The 17,624-nt window shown below is 30.2% G+C and carries 17 protein-coding genes; 12 read left to right on the top strand and 5 right to left on the bottom strand.

The window, feature by feature from the left end:
* From ACTG3V_RS10870 to ACTG3V_RS10900, 7 genes are all read left to right on the top strand, one after another.
* Positions 1-511: RNA polymerase sigma factor (locus ACTG3V_RS10870; RefSeq protein WP_439132190.1), on the top strand; the 511-nt coding region annotated here is incomplete at its 5' end.
* Positions 495-1,067 carry a hypothetical protein gene (locus tag ACTG3V_RS10875; RefSeq protein WP_439132191.1) on the top strand — a complete coding sequence of 191 codons (573 nt, stop codon included), beginning with the start codon at positions 495-497 and terminating at the stop codon, positions 1,065-1,067. The genes ACTG3V_RS10870 and ACTG3V_RS10875, both read left to right, overlap by 17 nt.
* The gene (locus tag ACTG3V_RS10880) at positions 1,048-2,418 is read left to right on the top strand and encodes a hypothetical protein (RefSeq protein WP_439132192.1); all 1,371 of its coding nucleotides are present in this window, start codon (positions 1,048-1,050) and stop codon (positions 2,416-2,418) included. Before ACTG3V_RS10875 ends, ACTG3V_RS10880 begins: the two co-directional genes overlap by 20 nt.
* Before the next feature lie 93 nt (positions 2,419-2,511).
* Positions 2,512-3,990 (top strand): cysteine--tRNA ligase, encoded by a 1,479-nt coding sequence (gene cysS / locus ACTG3V_RS10885; RefSeq protein WP_439132193.1) that lies wholly within the window; start codon positions 2,512-2,514, stop codon positions 3,988-3,990.
* A 113-nt stretch (positions 3,991-4,103) separates the two neighbouring features.
* Positions 4,104-4,343 carry a membrane protein insertion efficiency factor YidD gene (gene yidD / locus ACTG3V_RS10890; RefSeq protein ID WP_439132194.1) on the top strand — a complete coding sequence of 80 codons (240 nt, stop codon included), beginning with the start codon at positions 4,104-4,106 and terminating at the stop codon, positions 4,341-4,343.
* A gap of 80 nt (positions 4,344-4,423) precedes the next feature.
* Positions 4,424-5,263, top strand: coding sequence for a prolipoprotein diacylglyceryl transferase (gene lgt, locus ACTG3V_RS10895; RefSeq protein ID WP_439132195.1), 840 nt, complete (start codon positions 4,424-4,426; stop codon positions 5,261-5,263).
* Positions 5,263-5,574: a DUF6787 family protein gene (locus ACTG3V_RS10900; protein WP_439132196.1), complete on the top strand. Its 312-nt coding sequence runs from the start codon at positions 5,263-5,265 to the stop codon at positions 5,572-5,574. Before lgt ends, ACTG3V_RS10900 begins: the two co-directional genes overlap by 1 nt.
* Here ACTG3V_RS10900 and ACTG3V_RS10905 read toward each other — a convergent pair.
* Entirely contained in the window at positions 5,571-5,864 is a 294-nt protein-coding gene (locus ACTG3V_RS10905) for a hypothetical protein (RefSeq protein ID WP_439132197.1), read from the bottom strand. The two genes, ACTG3V_RS10900 and ACTG3V_RS10905, sit on opposite strands and share 4 nt — an antisense overlap.
* An 82-nt stretch (positions 5,865-5,946) precedes the next feature.
* Here ACTG3V_RS10905 and ACTG3V_RS10910 point away from each other — a divergent pair, with 82 nt between their 5' ends.
* Positions 5,947-6,573 (top strand): NUDIX hydrolase, encoded by a 627-nt coding sequence (locus ACTG3V_RS10910; protein WP_439132198.1) that lies wholly within the window; start codon positions 5,947-5,949, stop codon positions 6,571-6,573.
* Positions 6,574-6,630: 57 nt separating this feature from the next.
* Positions 6,631-7,449 carry a lysophospholipid acyltransferase family protein gene (locus ACTG3V_RS10915; RefSeq protein WP_439132199.1) on the top strand — a complete coding sequence of 273 codons (819 nt, stop codon included), beginning with the start codon at positions 6,631-6,633 and terminating at the stop codon, positions 7,447-7,449.
* Between the two features lie 17 nt (positions 7,450-7,466).
* On the opposite strand, the gene ACTG3V_RS10920 is transcribed toward ACTG3V_RS10915, so the two are convergent.
* From ACTG3V_RS10920 to tsaE, 3 genes are all read right to left on the bottom strand, one after another.
* Positions 7,467-7,835 (bottom strand): DUF4258 domain-containing protein, encoded by a 369-nt coding sequence (locus tag ACTG3V_RS10920; RefSeq protein WP_439132200.1) that lies wholly within the window; start codon positions 7,833-7,835, stop codon positions 7,467-7,469.
* A 195-nt stretch (positions 7,836-8,030) separates the two neighbouring features.
* On the bottom strand, positions 8,031-9,227 hold the full coding sequence (locus ACTG3V_RS10925) for an alanine dehydrogenase (RefSeq protein ID WP_439132201.1): 1,197 nt from the start codon (positions 9,225-9,227) through the stop codon (positions 8,031-8,033).
* Positions 9,228-9,235: 8 nt separating this feature from the next.
* The gene (gene tsaE, locus ACTG3V_RS10930; RefSeq protein ID WP_439132202.1) at positions 9,236-9,643 is read right to left on the bottom strand and encodes a tRNA (adenosine(37)-N6)-threonylcarbamoyltransferase complex ATPase subunit type 1 TsaE; all 408 of its coding nucleotides are present in this window, start codon (positions 9,641-9,643) and stop codon (positions 9,236-9,238) included.
* Positions 9,644-9,820: 177 nt separating this feature from the next.
* Here tsaE and ACTG3V_RS10935 point away from each other — a divergent pair, with 177 nt between their 5' ends.
* From ACTG3V_RS10935 to ACTG3V_RS10945, 3 genes are all read left to right on the top strand, one after another.
* Positions 9,821-10,501 (top strand): hypothetical protein, encoded by a 681-nt coding sequence (locus ACTG3V_RS10935; RefSeq protein WP_439132203.1) that lies wholly within the window; start codon positions 9,821-9,823, stop codon positions 10,499-10,501.
* Between the two features lie 11 nt (positions 10,502-10,512).
* Positions 10,513-12,204, top strand: coding sequence for a hypothetical protein (locus ACTG3V_RS10940; protein ID WP_439132204.1), 1,692 nt, complete (start codon positions 10,513-10,515; stop codon positions 12,202-12,204).
* Positions 12,205-12,486: 282 nt separating this feature from the next.
* Positions 12,487-16,482: an FG-GAP-like repeat-containing protein gene (locus ACTG3V_RS10945; protein ID WP_439132205.1), complete on the top strand. Its 3,996-nt coding sequence runs from the start codon at positions 12,487-12,489 to the stop codon at positions 16,480-16,482.
* Positions 16,483-16,511: 29 nt separating this feature from the next.
* On the opposite strand, the gene aroB is transcribed toward ACTG3V_RS10945, so the two are convergent.
* Positions 16,512-17,570, bottom strand: coding sequence for a 3-dehydroquinate synthase (gene aroB, locus ACTG3V_RS10950; RefSeq protein WP_439132206.1), 1,059 nt, complete (start codon positions 17,568-17,570; stop codon positions 16,512-16,514).
* Between the last annotated feature and the right edge of the window lie 54 nt (positions 17,571-17,624).

The raw sequence follows: 17,624 nt of genomic DNA on the forward strand, positions 1-17,624 counted from the left end.
AAACAATAATGCAAAGGCACAAATGCAATTGTATAATTTGTATTGTAAAGGCATGTTTGTAGTGGCTTTACGATATGTTAAAGATACAGTTGTGGCAGAAGATGTTATGCAAGAAGCATTTATAAAAGCCTTTAAAAATATAGATTCTTATAAAAACGAGGTAGCTTTTGGGGCTTGGTTAAAACGTATAGTAATCAACCAAAGTATAGATTATTTAAAGAAAAAGAAATTAGAATTAGTGGCTATTAATGAGGAAATAACGACTAAAATTGATGATGAAGATTGGAGTGTAGAACAACATATTTCTGTAGATGCCATTGTTGATAAAATAAAAACATTAAAAGAAAAATATAGATTGGTGTTGTCTTTATACTTACTAGAGGGTTATGACCATCAAGAAATAGCACAAATATTAAATATAACAGAAAATACATCTAGAACCCATTTACTAAGAGGAAAAAAACTATTGAAAGAACAATTAAAAAACACGAGTTATGCAGCAGGATATTAGAGAAAAGTTAAAAGGATATAAAAATGACAAGGCAACTTTATCTGCAAATCATACCAATAAATTTGAGGCATTATTGCAAAAAGAATTGCATCCACAAAAATCAAAAAAGAATACTTTTAAATGGTTTTCAATTGCGGCTTCTATTGTTTTGTTAGTGAGTATTGGGGTTCAGTTTTATCCTTCAGAAAACAGTATTGAAAATCCAAAAAAAGAAACTGAAACACGTTCAGCATTCATAACCTTAGGAAATATATCACCAGAATTTCAAACCATAGAAACGTATTATACAAATAGTATTAATTTAGAAATTAGTCAATTAGATTTATCTGATAAAAATAAGGAAATTGTTGATGGTTATTTATTAAAAATAGCAGAACTCACTAAAGAATACAAATTATTAACCCAAGAGCTCAATACAAATGGGGTTAATGACGCAACTATAGATGCATTAATTAGTAATTTACAATTACGCTTACAGCTGTTACAACGTTTGAAAAAACAATTAAAACAACTTAAAAATTTAAACACAAAACAAAATGAAACACAGATTATATAAACAAATTTTAACCTTTATTGCTATTGGTTTTTTAGGCACTGCGTTTGCGCAAAAGTTCGATAAAAAGTTTACAGAAAACTTTAAAACAAATAAAGATGTTGAGGTTGCTATACACGCATCAAACACAGATATAAATGTGACCACTTGGAACAAGAATGAAGTTCAGGTTGAGGCCTTTATAGAAATTGAAGGTATTGAAAAAACAGCAGCAGAAAAATATTTTAAAGATTGGAATTTTGAAGCACTAGGAAATAAGAAAAAAGTTCAAATTACTTCTAAAGGAAATAAGGGATTTAATTTTAAGAATGATTTTGTTTTTTTTGATGATATGAATTTTGAGTTCAAAATGCCAGATATCGATTTTTCTAAAATGGAAACGATTGTGTTACCAGATATGAATTTTGATTTCGACTTTGATGGGGATTTTGAATTTGATGATATTTTTGAAGATTTAGAAGAAAATATGGGTAAAGATGGTAAATATGAATTTCGGTGGAAAGATGATGATCATGATATAGAAATTAACTCTAAAGAAGAGTGGGAAGCTTTTAAGAAAACAAAAGAATATCAAGAGCTTAAAAAGAAATTGACTTTAGATAAAGAAAAAATGCGCAAAGAATTAAAGGAGTCTAAAGAAAAAATGAAAATTGAATTAAAAAGAGCGCAAGAACAAATTAAAAAAATAGACAAAGAAGAAATTCGTAAACAATTAGAAAAAGCTAAAAAAGAACTTAAAAAATTAAAAATAGATTTCAAGTTTGATTCTAACTCTAATGATGTCATTATTAATGGTAAGAAAATAAACATTAAAAAAAGGTTAGAAATTAAAGTTCCAAAAGGAGCAACTTTCGATTTAAATACACGTCATTGTAAAGTAAAATTACCAAATACAGTTGCATTTGGGAATGTAAAATATGGCACTTTTGATATAAACAATTTAATAGGAGGTAAATTAAAAGTAGACTATTCTAAAGTAAATATTAATGACCTAAATGCCTGTAACTTATTTTTAAACAATGTAACTGATGCTAAGATAGCATCAGTTACAAATTCAAATTTATCTAATAACTCTTCAGGAGTTCATATCCTTAAAATTAATGAAAATGTTATGCTTTCAGATAAGTTTGGAGAGTTAATTATAGATAGTTTTAATCCAAATTTTGGAGAGTTTATTTTAAATTTAAGTCAGTCTGATGCTACAATTTTGCTAGGAAATATTCCAAGTAAATTTAAATATCAAGTAAATAGAGTTAAGTTAAATAATAAAAGAACAACAAAATCAAGTTCAAATACATCTACAAAAAACCTTATAAAAGTAAATGGAGATTACAGTACTATAGTAATCAAATAGTTTTCTTTTATTTTACAAAACTTCTAACAAATTCCATTTCTTTATTCTTCTTAAAGTGCCTATCTTTATCCGCTGTAAATAGTCACTTATTTAATGGAACGCTACAAAGAAAATCAACTTAAAATATACAATTCCCTAACAAAATCTAAAGAAGATTTTAAACCAATTACAGAAGGTTATGTAGGGATGTACGTCTGTGGACCAACAGTTTATAGCAATGCACACTTAGGAAACGTAAGAACCTTTATGTTTTTTGACGTGGTTTATAGATACCTTTTACATTTAGGCTATAAAGTACGTTATGTGCGCAATATTACAGATGCAGGGCATTTAGAAAACGATGCTGATGAAGGTGAAGATAGAATTTCTAAAAAAGCTCGCTTGGAACAAATTGAACCAATGGAAGTGGTTCAAATGTACACTGTAGATTTTCATAATGTTTTAAAAAATTACAACTTTTTACCACCAAGTATCGAGCCAACAGCAACAGGTCATATTGTAGAGCAGATTGAAATGATTAAAGAAATCTTAGACAAAGGTTTTGCTTATGAAGTAAATGGCTCTGTATATTTTGATGTTTTAGCTTTTAATGAAAGCAATCATTACGGAATTTTATCTGGCAGAAAAGTTGAAGATTTAATACATAATACACGTGCTTTAGATGGGCAATCTGATAAGAAAAATCCACAAGATTTTGCACTTTGGAAAAAAGCAGATGACAGACATATAATGCGTTGGCCTTCTCCTTGGTCTGATGGTTTTCCTGGTTGGCATTTAGAATGTTCTGTGATGAGTACCAAATATTTAGGCGAAAGTTTTGATATTCATGGTGGAGGAATGGATTTAAAATTTCCACATCACGAGTGCGAAATAGCACAATCTCATACTTGTTCTGGTGTACAACCCGTAAATTATTGGATGCATACCAATATGTTATTGTTAAACAGTCAAAAAATGGCAAAATCAACAGGTAATTTTATTTTACCAAATGAAATTTTGTCTGGTGATAATGATATATTGCCAAAAGCATTTTCGGCATCTGTTGTTCGTTTTTTTAATATGCAAGCCAATTACAGAAGTATTTTAGATTTTTCTGGTGATGCATTAGAAGCATCTGAAAAAGGGCATGCTAAATTAATGGAAGCCATAGCGCTTTTAGATAAAATTTCAGCAGGCAATGCTTCTACTTTTGATGTTCAAAAATGGAAATCTGATTGTTATGCTGCCATGAATGATGATTTTAATACGCCTATTTTAATATCACATTTATTTGAAGGGGTAAAGTTGATCAATCAAATTAAAGACAACAAAGCAAGTTTGTCAGAAGAAGATTTTAATGATTTTAAAACTACCTTATCTGCCTTTGTTTTTGATGTTTTAGGCTTGATGAATGAAAGCGCGCAAGACAATTCTGAAAAAGTAAAAGGTGTTGTAGAGTTGTTGATTAAGCTGAGAAATGAAGCGAGAGAAAATAAAGATTGGGCATTATCAGACCAAATTAGAGATGAATTAATTGCATTGGGAATTCAATTAAAAGATGGTAAAGAAGGTACAACTTTTTCAATGAATTAAAGATGAATTACCAATTTTAAATTATGAATTATAAATATGTCAGTTCGAGTGATTTCGGTTTTTTATCCAAATTGTATAGAGAACTAATTTGTAACTCCCTAATTCTTTAATCATTGAAAAAAATACTTTCATATCCATTTGTAATAATTGTTCGTTTTTATCAAGTAGCCATATCACCTTATACACCATCAACTTGTAGGTATTCACCAACATGTTCTCATTACACCATAGAAGCTTTGCAAAAACACGGTTTGTTTTCTGGAGGTTGGTTATCTTTGAAGCGAATTTTTAGTTGTCATCCTTGGGGAGGAAGTGGGTATGATCCAGTACCAGAGGAAAAAAAGAATAAATAACAGTTAAAGATTAAAAAATATTAAAAGATTCAGAAAAAGAATCATTTAATCATTTAATCTTTTAATTTTTAATAAAAAATATGAATTTTTTAGCAATCACTTGGGATCCATCATTAGGAATAGATTTAGGTTTTTTTACAGTTAGATGGTACAGTTTAATGTTTGTTGCTGCTTTTTTATTGGGTTTACACTTAATGAAAAAAATATTTGCGGAAGATAAAATTCCTGCAGAAAAATTAGATACACTTTTTATGTACGTTTTTATATCAATGTTAATTGGTATGCGTTTGGGTGATGTTTTCTTTTATAGTTGGGATTATTATCAGAATCATTTATTAGAAATTATATTGCCATTTAAGAAAATAAATGGAGCATGGAAATTTACTGGATTTACTGGTTTTGCTAGCCATGGAGCAGCCATAGGAATTCCGATTGCCATGTATTTTTATGCCAAAAAACATTTACAAAAACCTTGGTTATTTATTTTAGATCGATTGGCAATAATGGTTGCTTTGGCTGGATTTTTTATCAGATTTGGTAATTTTTTCAACTCAGAAATTTACGGTAAAGAAACAGGTAGTGATTTTGGTGTAATTTTTAAAGCGGCTGGAGAAACAGTGGCAAGGCATCCTACACAATTATATGAAGCTTTTAGCTATCTAACACTATTTTTTACAATGTGGTATTTGTATTGGAAAACAGATAAAAAGCAACAAATTGGTTTTCTTTTTGGTTTATTTACGGTAGTACTTTGGTCGCTTCGATTTTTTATAGAATTTTTAAAAGAACCTCAAGTAGATGGTAGAGAAGATTGGGTTTTTAACGCCTTGAATACAGGACAAGTATTAAGTATTCCTTTAGTAATGTTAGGTTTGTGGTTAATGTTTAGAAAAACAAAAACAACTGAAGAAGTAGCGTAATGGAAAAATTAAAAGAACGATGGGACATAAATAGCAATTGGGCTCTAGTAGCCATTTTACTAGTTTTTGCAATAAATGGCTCTTTTGCAGCTTGGGTAGCAAAACCGATTACTGCTTTTTTAGGATTGAGTCCTGATACAGTTTCAGGTTGGCTTTATTATCCATTAAGAATTTTATTAATATTTCCAATTTATCAATTAACCTTACCAATTGTGGGTTGGTGTTTTGGGCAATTTAAATTCTTTTGGGCTTTCGAGAAAAAGTTTTTAACGAGGTTGGGTTTAGGATTTTTATTTAAAGAAAATAATTAAACCTCAATTGTTATTTTCTTGTTTTCATCTTTTATAAGATTTTTATCTTCTTTATTGATGAGATACGTATAAATCCACATTAAAGTAAAGGTAGGCACAACATCAGCAAAAGGTACAATCTCTTCAAAAAAACTAACAACACCAGCCACTTTACCTTTTGTACCCGAATACATTCGGGTCATTAAAAATCCAGAAATAGGTGCCCATGCAAAATCGATTGGCGTAATTGTGAAAAATCCGATAGCATCTAAAACAATGCTATATACTAATTTTTTATATTTTTTATTCATGCTAATATCATTTCAAAATTCTTGCCAAAAAATAATTTAATGCCATTGAAAACCCTAAGTTTGTTAAAAGTAAAGAATCAAAATGAATTTTAAGAACTTTCTTTCAAAAATCGATGGTTATAAAAAAGTACAATTAGGAGGTTTAGAGGCACAATTTAAAATGGCACCAAAATTACGGTTGAAATATGATAAAGATAAAATTGCTAAAAACAACCCTAGAAAAGCAGCGGTTTTGGCACTTTTTTATCCTGATAAACAAAATACAACCACTTTATTACTAACTAAAAGAGCAAGTTATAAAGGTACACACTCAGCACAAATTAGTTTTCCTGGAGGAAAAACAGAAAAAAATGATAGTAGTTTACAAGAAACAGCCTTAAGAGAAACTTTTGAGGAAGTAGGGGTAAAACCTACTGACATACACATTATACGTGAATTGACAGCAGTTTACATTCCGCCAAGTAATTTTTTAGCAACACCCTTTATTGCTTTAACGCATCAAAGACCCGTTTTTAAAATAAATCATGAAGTAGCAGAAATTATAGAGATTTCTTTATCTGATTTATTAAATGATCAACATTTAACTACTGTTAATTTATCAACATCTTACATGAAAAATATTGATGTTCCTTGTTTTAAAATTAAAGATCACATCATTTGGGGAGCAACAGGAATGATGTTATCTGAAATTAAAGAACTGTTAAAATAGTAAGTTGTTAAATTGTTTTGTAATTTTGTTAGCTAAACCAAATAAAAATTAACTTAAATGCCTTTATTTAAAAGGAATCCCTTTGGACATTATTTATTTATAAAAAAGTTTATAATCCGTCTTTTTGGTATTATATCTCATGGGCGATATAGAAAATTCAATAATTTACAAATAGAAGGCTCTGAAATTTTAAGAAATTTACCAGAAAAGAATGTATTATTCATTTCTAATCATCAAACGTATTTTGCGGATGTTGCTGCCATGTTTCATGTATTTAACGCAGCTTTGAGTGGTAGAGATGATACAATTAAAAATATTGGTTATATCTGGAACCCGAAATTAAATATTTATTTTGTGGCTGCTGGCGAAACAATGCGAGCTGGTTTATTACCCAAAATATTTGCTTACGCAGGCTCTGTTTCTATTGATAGAACTTGGAGAAGTGCAGGTAAAAATGTAAACAGGCAAGTAAAAAACTCTGACATTTCTAATATAGGTAAGGCTATTAAAGATGGTTGGGTAATTACTTTTCCTCAAGGTACTACTACACCTTTTAAACCTATTAGAAGAGGTACTGCCCACATTATAAAAACCTACAAGCCTGTTGTTGTGCCCATTGTTATTGATGGTTTTAGAAGATCTTTTGATAAAAAAGGATTAAATATTAAGAGAAAAAACGTGTTGCAATCTATGGTTATTAAAGAACCTTTAGAAATAGATTATGAAAATGAAGAAATTGCAGATATTGTAACTAAAATTGAATATGCTATTGAACAGCATCCATCTTTCTTAAAAGTACTTTCACCAAAAGAAGCAGAAGAATATATTAAAATGGAAGAAGAGTTGAATAAAAAGAGAGAGTTTTGGAGTTCTTAATTTATAAAGCAACACTGTTAATTCATAATAATTTTTTCAATAGTTGCTGTAGAATCACAACGCGTTACGTACAAACTAACATTTTCTAATTCTCTTTTGCCAGTAATATAGTAAGATGCACAAGGCTTTTGTCTTGGTTTACTTTTTCCGAAATCAACATCACCTGTATGTAAAATTGTGGCTATTTTTAAGGTGTCTATAGCAGAATTTTGCAAAACTTTTTTAGCGTCTTCAGAAAATATTCGTTTCTTTATTCTAATAGTTTTTAAGGTTCTTGCGTCCATACCATAATCAAATGTTGCATTTTTTTTCTGCCAAAAAAAATACACTCCAATTGAACTGATAGAAACTCCAATTAAAAAATATCCAATTCTTTTAAGTAACATAGTTATATTATGAAATGCAAAAATAATTATTTCCTATGATAACATCTCAAAAAATAAATTTCTTTTGATATAATTTAAGATTTAAAAATCACTTGATACATTTTAAAGAATGGCAATTGTGTTGAAGAAACCAACAAATAGCGTTTTTACAGGAATTTGATATATTACTGGTTACGATTTTTAATAATTTCAACACTAAAGTATCAATAAATTAATATCTCTGTAAGGAATATCAAACCAATCTGCTACAGTTTTATTGGTTAAAATACCATGATAAAAATACATACCATTGCGTAAACTTTTATCAAAACGTGCTGCATTTTCAAAACCACCTTCATCTGCAATATTTAACAAATAAGGCGTAAAAATATTACTGATTGATACAGAAGCTGTTCTAGAATATCGAGAAGGTATATTAGGCACACAATAATGTATAACTCCATGTTTTACAAATGTTGGACTGCTATGAGAGGTTACGTTTGAAGTCTCAAAACATCCACCTCTATCAATACTTACATCAACAATAATAGCACCTTCTTTCATGGTTTCAATCATGGTTTCAGTTGCGCAAATAGGCGATCTGTTTTTACCTCTAATGGCTCCAACAGCAACATCGCAACGCATTAATGCTTTTGCAACTGATTTTGGTTGAATTGTAGAAGTATATATGGGAGAATTTAAACAATCTTGTAGTTTTCTTAATTTAGAAATTGAGTTGTCGAAAACTTTTACTCTAGCACCAAGGCCTAGAGCTGTTTTTGCAGCATATTCACCAACTGTTCCTGCTCCAAAAATAACAACGCTAGAGGGTGGTACACCACCAATATTACCTAATAACAAACCATTACCTTGATGTACACCACTCATCAATTCTCCTGCAATTAAAATTGATGCAATACCTGCTATTTCACTTAACGATTTCACAACAGGGTAGGTATTGTGTTCATCTTTAATGTAATCAAAAGCAACAGCCGTAATTCTTTTTTTAGCTAAAGCTTCAAAATAATTTTTAGATTGTGTTTTTAATTGCAGTGATGAGATCAGTATAGTTTGTGGATTTAAGTACCCTATTTCTTTTTCACTAGGTGGTGCAACCTTTAATACAATATTACATTTAAAAGCCTCTTCCACATCATAAGAAATTTTTGCACCAGCTTCTGAGTATTCATTATCAGTAAAGTTGGCACCATTTCCAGCACCAGTTTCAACTACAATTCTATGACCATGTGCAATTAAGGCTGCAACAGCATCTGGGGTTAAACATACTCTTTTTTCACCAAGATAAGTTTCTTTTGGTAGCCCAATAAAAAGCTCCCCTTTTTTCTTTTTAACCTCTAACATTTCTGTTTGGGGTAACAACTCTTCTTTACTAAAAGGAGAAAATTGACTCATTGGTACTTCTATTTTATTTTAATATTACGTGTGTAGTCATCAACAATAGAAAGATGAATTTCAACAGCATCTAAAGGTAGTAAATTTTTGATGTTTTCTGGCCATTCTATCAAACACCAGTCATTATTGTATAAGTATTCTTCTACGCCCATATCTAAAGCCTCTTCTTCGCTGTTGATTCTATAGAAATCAAAGTGATACACTTTTTCATCATTTATGGTTTGGTATTCGTTAACCAACGAAAAAGTAGGAGAAGATATGGTATCCTGTACTTTTAAAACCTTACAGATTGCTTTTATTAAAGTGGTTTTACCTACTCCCATTTCTCCATAGAATAAAAGTATTTTATGCTCCGCTTCAATAATCACCTTCGAAGAGATATCGTTTAGACTTTCAAGGGAATAATTTAAATTCATATTACAAAAGTAGCAAAGTTAATTCAGTTTTTTGTAAATTGAATAATTATTAATATATTGTTAAAATACCTACAAATAAGTATTGTGAATGTGGTACTAAAACGACATATTTGCAATACAAACAAAATAGGACTATTTAATTATGAAAAAACAAAATCAAATTAATTTCAAACAACTATGAAAAAAATTATTACAACAATTATGTTGAGTATGTTGATTTATGGAAATCAATACGCACAAGAAGAAATGAATGAAGATGCTCCTAAAGTTAGAAAAAACGCAATAGGGGTTTCTTTTGGTACAGGTTTAGGATTTGATTATTCTAGAGCTTTAAAGAAAGACAAACTTTATGTTACTGCTAGTTATAATACGCTTGTATATTCTATAGATGGAATAGAACAAGAAGTTAGTGGAGAAGATTTGTTAGTTGACACCAGTTTAGATTTTAATAATATAGATCTTAAGTTAAGCTATCATCCTTTTTCTAATGCGTTTAAAATTGTTGGAGGAATAGGTTTCTTTTCATCTAACAACTTAAATATTTTTACAACATTTAAAGAAAATATTACTGTAGGTGAAGTTGAATTCACAGCTGAAGACTCTGGAAATTTAGATATTGATTTTAATTGGTCTAAGACTGCACCTTATATAGGTTTAGGATTTGGTAGAGCTGTGCCTATTAAAAGACTAGGTTTTGCATTCGATTTTGGAACTTATGTTTCTAGTTCTCCAGAAATTACTTTAGATGCAACTGGTGTAATAGAACAAACAGCAGACCAACAAAGTTTACTGAACGAAAGTTTTGAGAGTTTTAAGTTTATACCATATGGATCTTTTAGATTATCATACTCATTTTAAAAAAAAAACACATGAAAAAATTAGTACAATTATTCGCAATATGCTTAGTTATCATATCATGCGATTTTCAAAAAGTAACAGATTTACAAGACGATTTTGAAATCAAGGTTTCAGCAGATCCTGTATTTAGCATCGTAAACTTAAAAGTTTTTAATGCTAAAGATGGTTCTGATATTTCAGAAAATTTAAACCTAAGCTTTTCTGGAGAAGGAGCAGACAAAATTTATACAGTTAATGGAACTAGAGATTACAAAATTGAAAATGGATTTGTTACTCTAGGAGTTAATAGAAATGCCAATGTTAGTGCAGAAAACCCAATAAGTGTTACTGCATCTATAAGTGCAAGTGGTTATGTAGCCAAAAGTCAAGTTGTTAATTTTGATGGAAGTGACATACAAGAAGTGCAAATCTCTATGTTGAAAGAATCAGACTTGCCACAATCTATTGCAATTGAAACTGTAACTGAGACTTTAACGGATAACAAAACAACTAAAGAAATTTTACTTGAAGTTCCTCCTGCAAACGACGAAGATGATGTTGTAGAAGTTTCTATACCAGCAGATACTGAGTTTTATGATGAAAATGGTAATACAATTACGGGTAGTGATGTAAGAGTTGAATTACAGGCTTTTGATACCTCTGTGCCAACCTTAGATGAACTTTCTGAAACTATTACAAACCCAGAAACTTTGGCAGGTGGTTTTAACGAATTTCCAGGTAGTTTAGAAATAGATGCGCCAGCTAAAAGTAATAGTTCTAATAAGGTAGTAGGTTCCTATTTGTCACCAATTGGATCTTTATATTGTATTTACTATTATGTAAATGGTAGAAGAGTTTCTGGGGTTTCTAGACCAACAACTTATTCTTTTAGTGTAAGCAACAGTACGATTAACCCAAATACTGGGCAACGTGTTAAAGCAGGCGATATTATTTCTTTTTACAGAACCGTAAACAATACCAATACAAAGATTGCAGATGTTCCGTTAACTAGTAGAACTTCTTGGTGGGGGCGTACTTACCTTTCTTTTACGGTTACTATACCTGCTGGTCCTGGTATATATCCTTATGGATTTGAATTAACACCTTCTTGTAATACATTATCAAGTGGAGGTGGAGTAACCTTTAAAAATGATGGGAAAAGAACATTTTACTATTATTATGTAGCCAATAAATACAATCCACGAAGAGCTTTAAGATGGGGTTATATGAATTTTGATAAAACTTATAACGTAAATGCTAATAATGTTAGATACTATAGAAATAGAGCCTTAGATATGTTGAAAGATGATATGATTTTAACAATTTATTATTATAGCTATCAAGATAGACGATATAAAGAAATTTATAGTGAAGAAGTTAGTAAGTGTGATTTGGATGGACAAACGGTTGATATATCAAATCCAGATTGTTATCAAGAAAGAGACTTAGATTTAAGTTTAGAGTGTCCTGATGCTACATATTTACTGAATAACTTATATGTTTATTATAAAAAAGAAGGAGATAGAAATTGGTCTTATTTTGATAGAGTTTCTAATTCTAGATTAAATGGAAAATCACCTTGTTTAGAGGCAGGTGTAAAATATCAATTTGGTTTTTGGTACGGTAATTGGAAAGTTACACCTCCATTAACAGAGCAAGAAATGTTGAATCTTTATCAGAATTTCGATTTGCCTACAATATGTAATGCAATTAGAGATTTATAATTATTTAGTTTTTTATTAAGTTTGTTAAACGAGTTAATTTTTAATTAACTCGTTTTTTTAAAATTTAATTTTAAAATATTAGCTGATAGATATTCTTAGTTTTACTCAAAAATAAATAGTTAAATTTTGTTCTATAATTTTTATCATTGATGTTAAAATTTCTTCCAACATAGATGAATAGAATTCAAATTGTTACTTTTATTATTTATGAATCACATAAATGTTAATTAATTTATTGAAGCACTTTATTTATTCATGATACTTAAATTTTGCTGAATTGTTATGAAATATTTCCTCTTTTGTCTTTTCCTATTTTTCCAATATAATAATCCTATATACGCTCAAACTTTCCAGCAAATTCAAGATGTTTCTGGTTTAAGTGTTTTAGAACAAAATAATGGCATTGCAGTTGCTGATTATGATGGCGATTTAGATTTAGATATTTTTGTTGTTGGCGCTAGAAAAGATGTAAATGGTGAAGAAAAAACACATAGTAAATTGTTCAGAAATAATAATAACGGTTCATTTACTGATGTTACAAGCGAATCTGGTATTCTAAATCTTTTTCCTTCAATAAGTTATACACCCTCAAATCCTTCTTTAGAGGGCGTTAAATATGGTGCTTCTTGGGGTGATTATGATAATGATGGCTTTCCTGATATATTTTTTACACATCAATATAAAGTACAACTCTTTCATAATAATGGTGATGGAACTTTTACAGAAAAAACAACGGAATCTGGAATTGTTAAAACCAATAATTGTTTAAATACTTGTGCTACTTGGTTTGATTTTAATAATGATGGATATTTAGATCTGTATATTGCAGATTGGGGAGAATGTGATTACAATAGTTTCTATATCAATAATGGAGATGGAACGTTTAAAAACGAATCGATAAAATTTGCGAGCTCCAAAAAAAACAGTCCTTCTTTTTTGGCTTTTCCATATGATTTTAATCAAGATGGTTGGTTAGATATTTATATATCGAATGATTTAGATGAACCGAACGAATTATTAATCAACGTAAATGGTGTAGATAGTTTTGAGGATGCAGCAAGTTTTGGCCTAGATCATGCAAAAGATGATATGGGAATCTCTATAAACGATTACAATAATGATGGTAATTTTGATTTTTTTATCACCAATATTAACGAAAATGCACTACTTAAAAATAATGGAAACAATACCTACACAAATGTAGCTCAAGAAAAAAATGTAAAAGAAACAGGTTGGGCTTGGGATAATATTTTTGCAGATTTTGATTTAGATGGAGATGAAGATTTATTTATTGTCAACGGATTTAAATTAACTGATCCTCAACAAAATTTTTATTTTAAAAACTTGCATAATCAAGGTCAAGATACTTTTCAAGATATCTCTTCTGAAATAAAATTAAACGATATTTCAAAAGGATATAGTGCTTGTTCCTTTGATTTTGATAATGATGGCGATTTAGACTTATTTGTATCTAATTTTGATCGAGCATCTTATTTTTACAGCAATCAAACTATAGAGTCCAATGAAACCAATAACTACAGTTGGTTTAAATTATCTTTAGAAGGAACAAAATCCAATCGAGATGCTATTGGAACTTCAATTTCAATAGAAACAGACCAAGGTACTATTCATCGGTATTATACAGGTATAGGCTTTTTATCGCAAAGTTTAAAATCGGTTCATTTTGGTTTAGGGAATGCAACAGAAATTAAAAAGCTTACTATTAAATGGCCTTTAGGTCTGGTAGAAACTTACCATAATCTAAAAGTTAATGAATATTCAAAAGCTACTGAGGGTAATGGTTTAAAAACGCTCAATGTACAGCCAGCGAACTATATTTATGGATGCACGGATCCAGAATCGTGTAATTATAATCCATTAGCAACTAAAGATGATGGGAGTTGTGAGTATTTGTTGGCTACAGAAATTACAGGAGTAACAGAATCGGGTTTTAACAATACAGATACCTATACTTATAATCTTACAGAAAATAATCAAATAATTTGGACGGTAGAAGGTGGGCATATTGTTGATGGTCAAGGTACAAATTCAATATCAGTAACCTGGGGTTTAGAGAGTTTGGGTGTAATTACTGTTCAAGTTTTTAACGAAAATTGTATTAGCGATATCATAAATCTTAATGTAACGCTTAACCTAAAAAAGGCTCCAGAAAATGTTTCAATTGCAAGAATTTGGAATGAAGCACTTTTAGAAGCTATTCGTAAAGATTTTGCAAGACCCACTGTACATGCACGTAATTTATTCCACACTTCAGTTGCTTTATTTGATAGCTGGGCCATTTATAATAATACAGCAAGACCCTATTTTATAGGAAATACACTTCATGGTTTTACCAGTAATTTAAATGAATTTACACCATTAGAAAGTGAAGATATTTCTCAAAAAAAGGCCATGAGTTATGCTGCTTACAGGTTATTAATGCATCGTTTTAAGAATTCACCAGGATCCGAAAAAAGTTTAGAACGTTTTAATTTAATAATGAACCAGTTGGGTTATGATACCTCTTTTACTTCTGTGGATTACAATACAGGAAATGCAGCAGCCTTAGGAAATTACATAGCTCAAACGCTTATTGAATATGGTGAGAATGACGGTTCAAATGAACGTAATGATTATGAAAATATTTTTTATGACCCTACAAATCCTGCTCTGAATTTAAGTCTTTATAATCAACCAACAGGCTTAGTAAATCCAAATCGTTGGCAACCTTTATCCTTTAATACTTTTATTGATCAAAGTGGAAATCTTTTTCCTGGTTCAGTACCGAGCTTTTTGGGTGCAGAATGGGGTAATGTATTTCCTTTTTCTTTAACTGAAGCTGATAGTGAACTATTTGAAAGAAATGGTGAAACTTATCGCGTTTATCATAATCCTGGACAGCCTCCACAGTTGGATATTACAAACCAAACCATTTTAAATGAAGATTATAAATGGAATTTTTCATTGGTTTCAGTTTGGAGTTCACATCTAGACCCTTCTGATGGTGTAATGTTAGATATTTCACCAAATACTATTGGAAATATTGATATTGAGGACATTCCAGAAAAGTTTTCTGATTTTTCTGATTTTTATAATTTAATAGATGGTGGTGATATTAGTAAAGGCCACCCTATAAATCCATCAACGGGTCAACCTTATGATGTGCAAATGGTACCAAGAGGCGATTATGGAAGAGTACTAGCTGAGTTTTGGGCAGATGGGCCAGATTCTGAAACTCCACCTGGTCACTGGTTTACTATTTTAAATTATGTAAGTGATCATACAGAATTAGAAAAAAGATTTAATGGTAAAGGAGCGATTTTAAATTCGTTAGAATGGGATGTGAAAACTTATTTTATTTTAGCAGGTGCCATGCACGATGCTGCTATTGCTGCTTGGGGTATTAAAGGTTGGTATGATTATATAAGACCAATTTCAGCAATAAGGTATATGAGTGAATTGGGGCAAAGTACAAATCCTAATTTAGATAATTACCATGTAGGAGGTATTCCATTAATTGAAGGTTTTATTGAAACAGTAGAGGTTGGTGATCCTTTAAGTGGATCAAATAATCAAAATGTTGGAAAGATTAAACTTTACTCTTGGAAAGGTCATGATTTTATTTCAAATGCTCAAACAGATGTGGCTGGAGTAGGTTGGATTTTAGCTGAAAACTGGTGGCCATATCAAAGACCATCGTTTGTAACTCCGCCTTTTGCGGGTTATATATCTGGTCACTCTACATTTTCTAGAGCAGCTGCAGAAGTAATGACACTTGTTACCGGTGATGAATTTTTTCCTGGAGGAATGGGACAATTTGTAGCTAAAAAAGATGAGTTTCTAGTATTTGAAAAAGGTCCATCAATGGATGTTGTGCTACAATGGGCAACCTATAGGGATGCCTCTGATCAAACAAGTTTGTCTAGGATTTGGGGTGGAATTCATCCACCTGCAGATGATCTTCCAGGTAGATTTATAGGAGAAAAAGTAGGGATTGAAGCTTATAATTTTGCGATTCCATATTTTAATCCTGAGATTCCTACTGTAGAAAAGGAAAAAGATATTTCACTATATCCAAATCCCGCAGAAGCAACTTTATCAATTTCTGTATTTAATAATTTAGAATTTATAAATGTAGAAATATTTAATTTACAGGGTAAGAAGGTTATAAGTTCAAAAAGTAAAAGCGTTAGTATAGAATCTTTATCAAGTGGTGTATATTTAGCTAAAGTGCTTACAAATAATGGAATAAGTAATCAAAAATTTATAAAACAATAATTTTAGTTGTTGTTTTAAGCGATAATAAATTACTCATTATAAAACTCCATACTTTCAGTAACTAATTCTAAAGGTATTTTACAATCTAATTTAAAATCTTCAAAATCGTTTAACAATACAAAATTTACTTGTCCGTTTACATTTTTCTTATCGTGTTTAAGTAACTCTAAAATGGCTGAAAAATCTTGCTCTAACAAATTTGTTTTTGCGTAGATAGACAGCACTAAATCTTTCACCTCCATAACCTTTTTTAAAGAAAAACCTAAAAGTTTGTAAGACATATAACTTTCGCAAACCATACCAATAGCAATAGCTTCTCCGTGCGTTAAATTCTCTTTATCTTCAGATTCTAAGTAAAAAGATTCAATAGCATGCCCTAAAGTATGTCCGAAATTTAAAATTTTACGCAAGTTTTTTTCTTTGGGGTCTTGTAAAACTACTTCATTTTTAATTTCAACAGACCTAAAAATCAAGTCGCTAATTTTTAAATCTGTATTGTTTTTAATCTGATTAAAAAGATTAATATCGTAAGTTAGTCCATATTTTATAATTTCTGCAGTACCAGATTTAATTTCTCGAGGAGCTACAGTAGTCAAATAATCAGCATCAACAATAACCATTTCAGGATTGGCAAATAAGCCAATTTGGTTTTTTAAAACGCCCAAATCTACACCAGTTTTGCCACCTACAGACGCATCAACCATAGAAAGTAGGGTAGTTGGTATGTTTACAAAATCGATTCCACGTTTAAAGCAAGAAGCCACAAAACCACCTAAATCTGTAATTACACCACCACCTAAGGTAATCAATATACTTTTACGATCGCCACCTAGGTCTGTAATTGCGTTCCAAACCCCAATGCAAGTTTCTAAGTTTTTGTTGATTTCTCCAGATTCAATCTCAATGAGTTCAATTGTTTTATTTGTTTTTAAATTCGGAATAAATTTTGGGTAACAATGCTCTAAAGTATTTTCATCAACCAAAATAAAAATTGTTGAATAATTGTTTTTATCAATTAAATTAGATAAAGCAGTATAGCTTTCTTTTTGAAAATGAACAGGATAAGAAACGGCTTGAATGGTTTTCATATGTATTGTTATTGAGAGCGCAAATTAACTAGAAATTCTAAAATAATTACTATT

This window comes from Polaribacter sp. (genome assembly GCF_965660385.1).
GTDB lineage: Bacteria > Bacteroidota > Bacteroidia > Flavobacteriales > Flavobacteriaceae > Polaribacter.

Coding starts and splice junctions, on each gene's coding strand:
- ACTG3V_RS10875 (WP_439132191.1), top strand. CDS start 495: ATGCAGCAGGATATTAGAGAAAAGTTAAAAGGATATAAAAATGACAAG.
- ACTG3V_RS10880 (WP_439132192.1), top strand. CDS start 1,048: ATGAAACACAGATTATATAAACAAATTTTAACCTTTATTGCTATTGGT.
- cysS (WP_439132193.1), top strand. CDS start 2,512: ATGGAACGCTACAAAGAAAATCAACTTAAAATATACAATTCCCTAACA.
- lgt (WP_439132195.1), top strand. CDS start 4,424: ATGAATTTTTTAGCAATCACTTGGGATCCATCATTAGGAATAGATTTA.
- ACTG3V_RS10900 (WP_439132196.1), top strand. CDS start 5,263: ATGGAAAAATTAAAAGAACGATGGGACATAAATAGCAATTGGGCTCTA.
- ACTG3V_RS10905 (WP_439132197.1), bottom strand. CDS start 5,864: ATGAATAAAAAATATAAAAAATTAGTATATAGCATTGTTTTAGATGCT.
- ACTG3V_RS10910 (WP_439132198.1), top strand. CDS start 5,947: ATGAATTTTAAGAACTTTCTTTCAAAAATCGATGGTTATAAAAAAGTA.
- ACTG3V_RS10915 (WP_439132199.1), top strand. CDS start 6,631: ATGCCTTTATTTAAAAGGAATCCCTTTGGACATTATTTATTTATAAAA.
- ACTG3V_RS10920 (WP_439132200.1), bottom strand. CDS start 7,835: ATGTTACTTAAAAGAATTGGATATTTTTTAATTGGAGTTTCTATCAGT.
- ACTG3V_RS10925 (WP_439132201.1), bottom strand. CDS start 9,227: ATGAGTCAATTTTCTCCTTTTAGTAAAGAAGAGTTGTTACCCCAAACA.
- tsaE (WP_439132202.1), bottom strand. CDS start 9,643: ATGAATTTAAATTATTCCCTTGAAAGTCTAAACGATATCTCTTCGAAG.
- ACTG3V_RS10935 (WP_439132203.1), top strand. CDS start 9,821: ATGAAAAAAATTATTACAACAATTATGTTGAGTATGTTGATTTATGGA.
- ACTG3V_RS10940 (WP_439132204.1), top strand. CDS start 10,513: ATGAAAAAATTAGTACAATTATTCGCAATATGCTTAGTTATCATATCA.
- ACTG3V_RS10945 (WP_439132205.1), top strand. CDS start 12,487: ATGAAATATTTCCTCTTTTGTCTTTTCCTATTTTTCCAATATAATAAT.
- aroB (WP_439132206.1), bottom strand. CDS start 17,570: ATGAAAACCATTCAAGCCGTTTCTTATCCTGTTCATTTTCAAAAAGAA.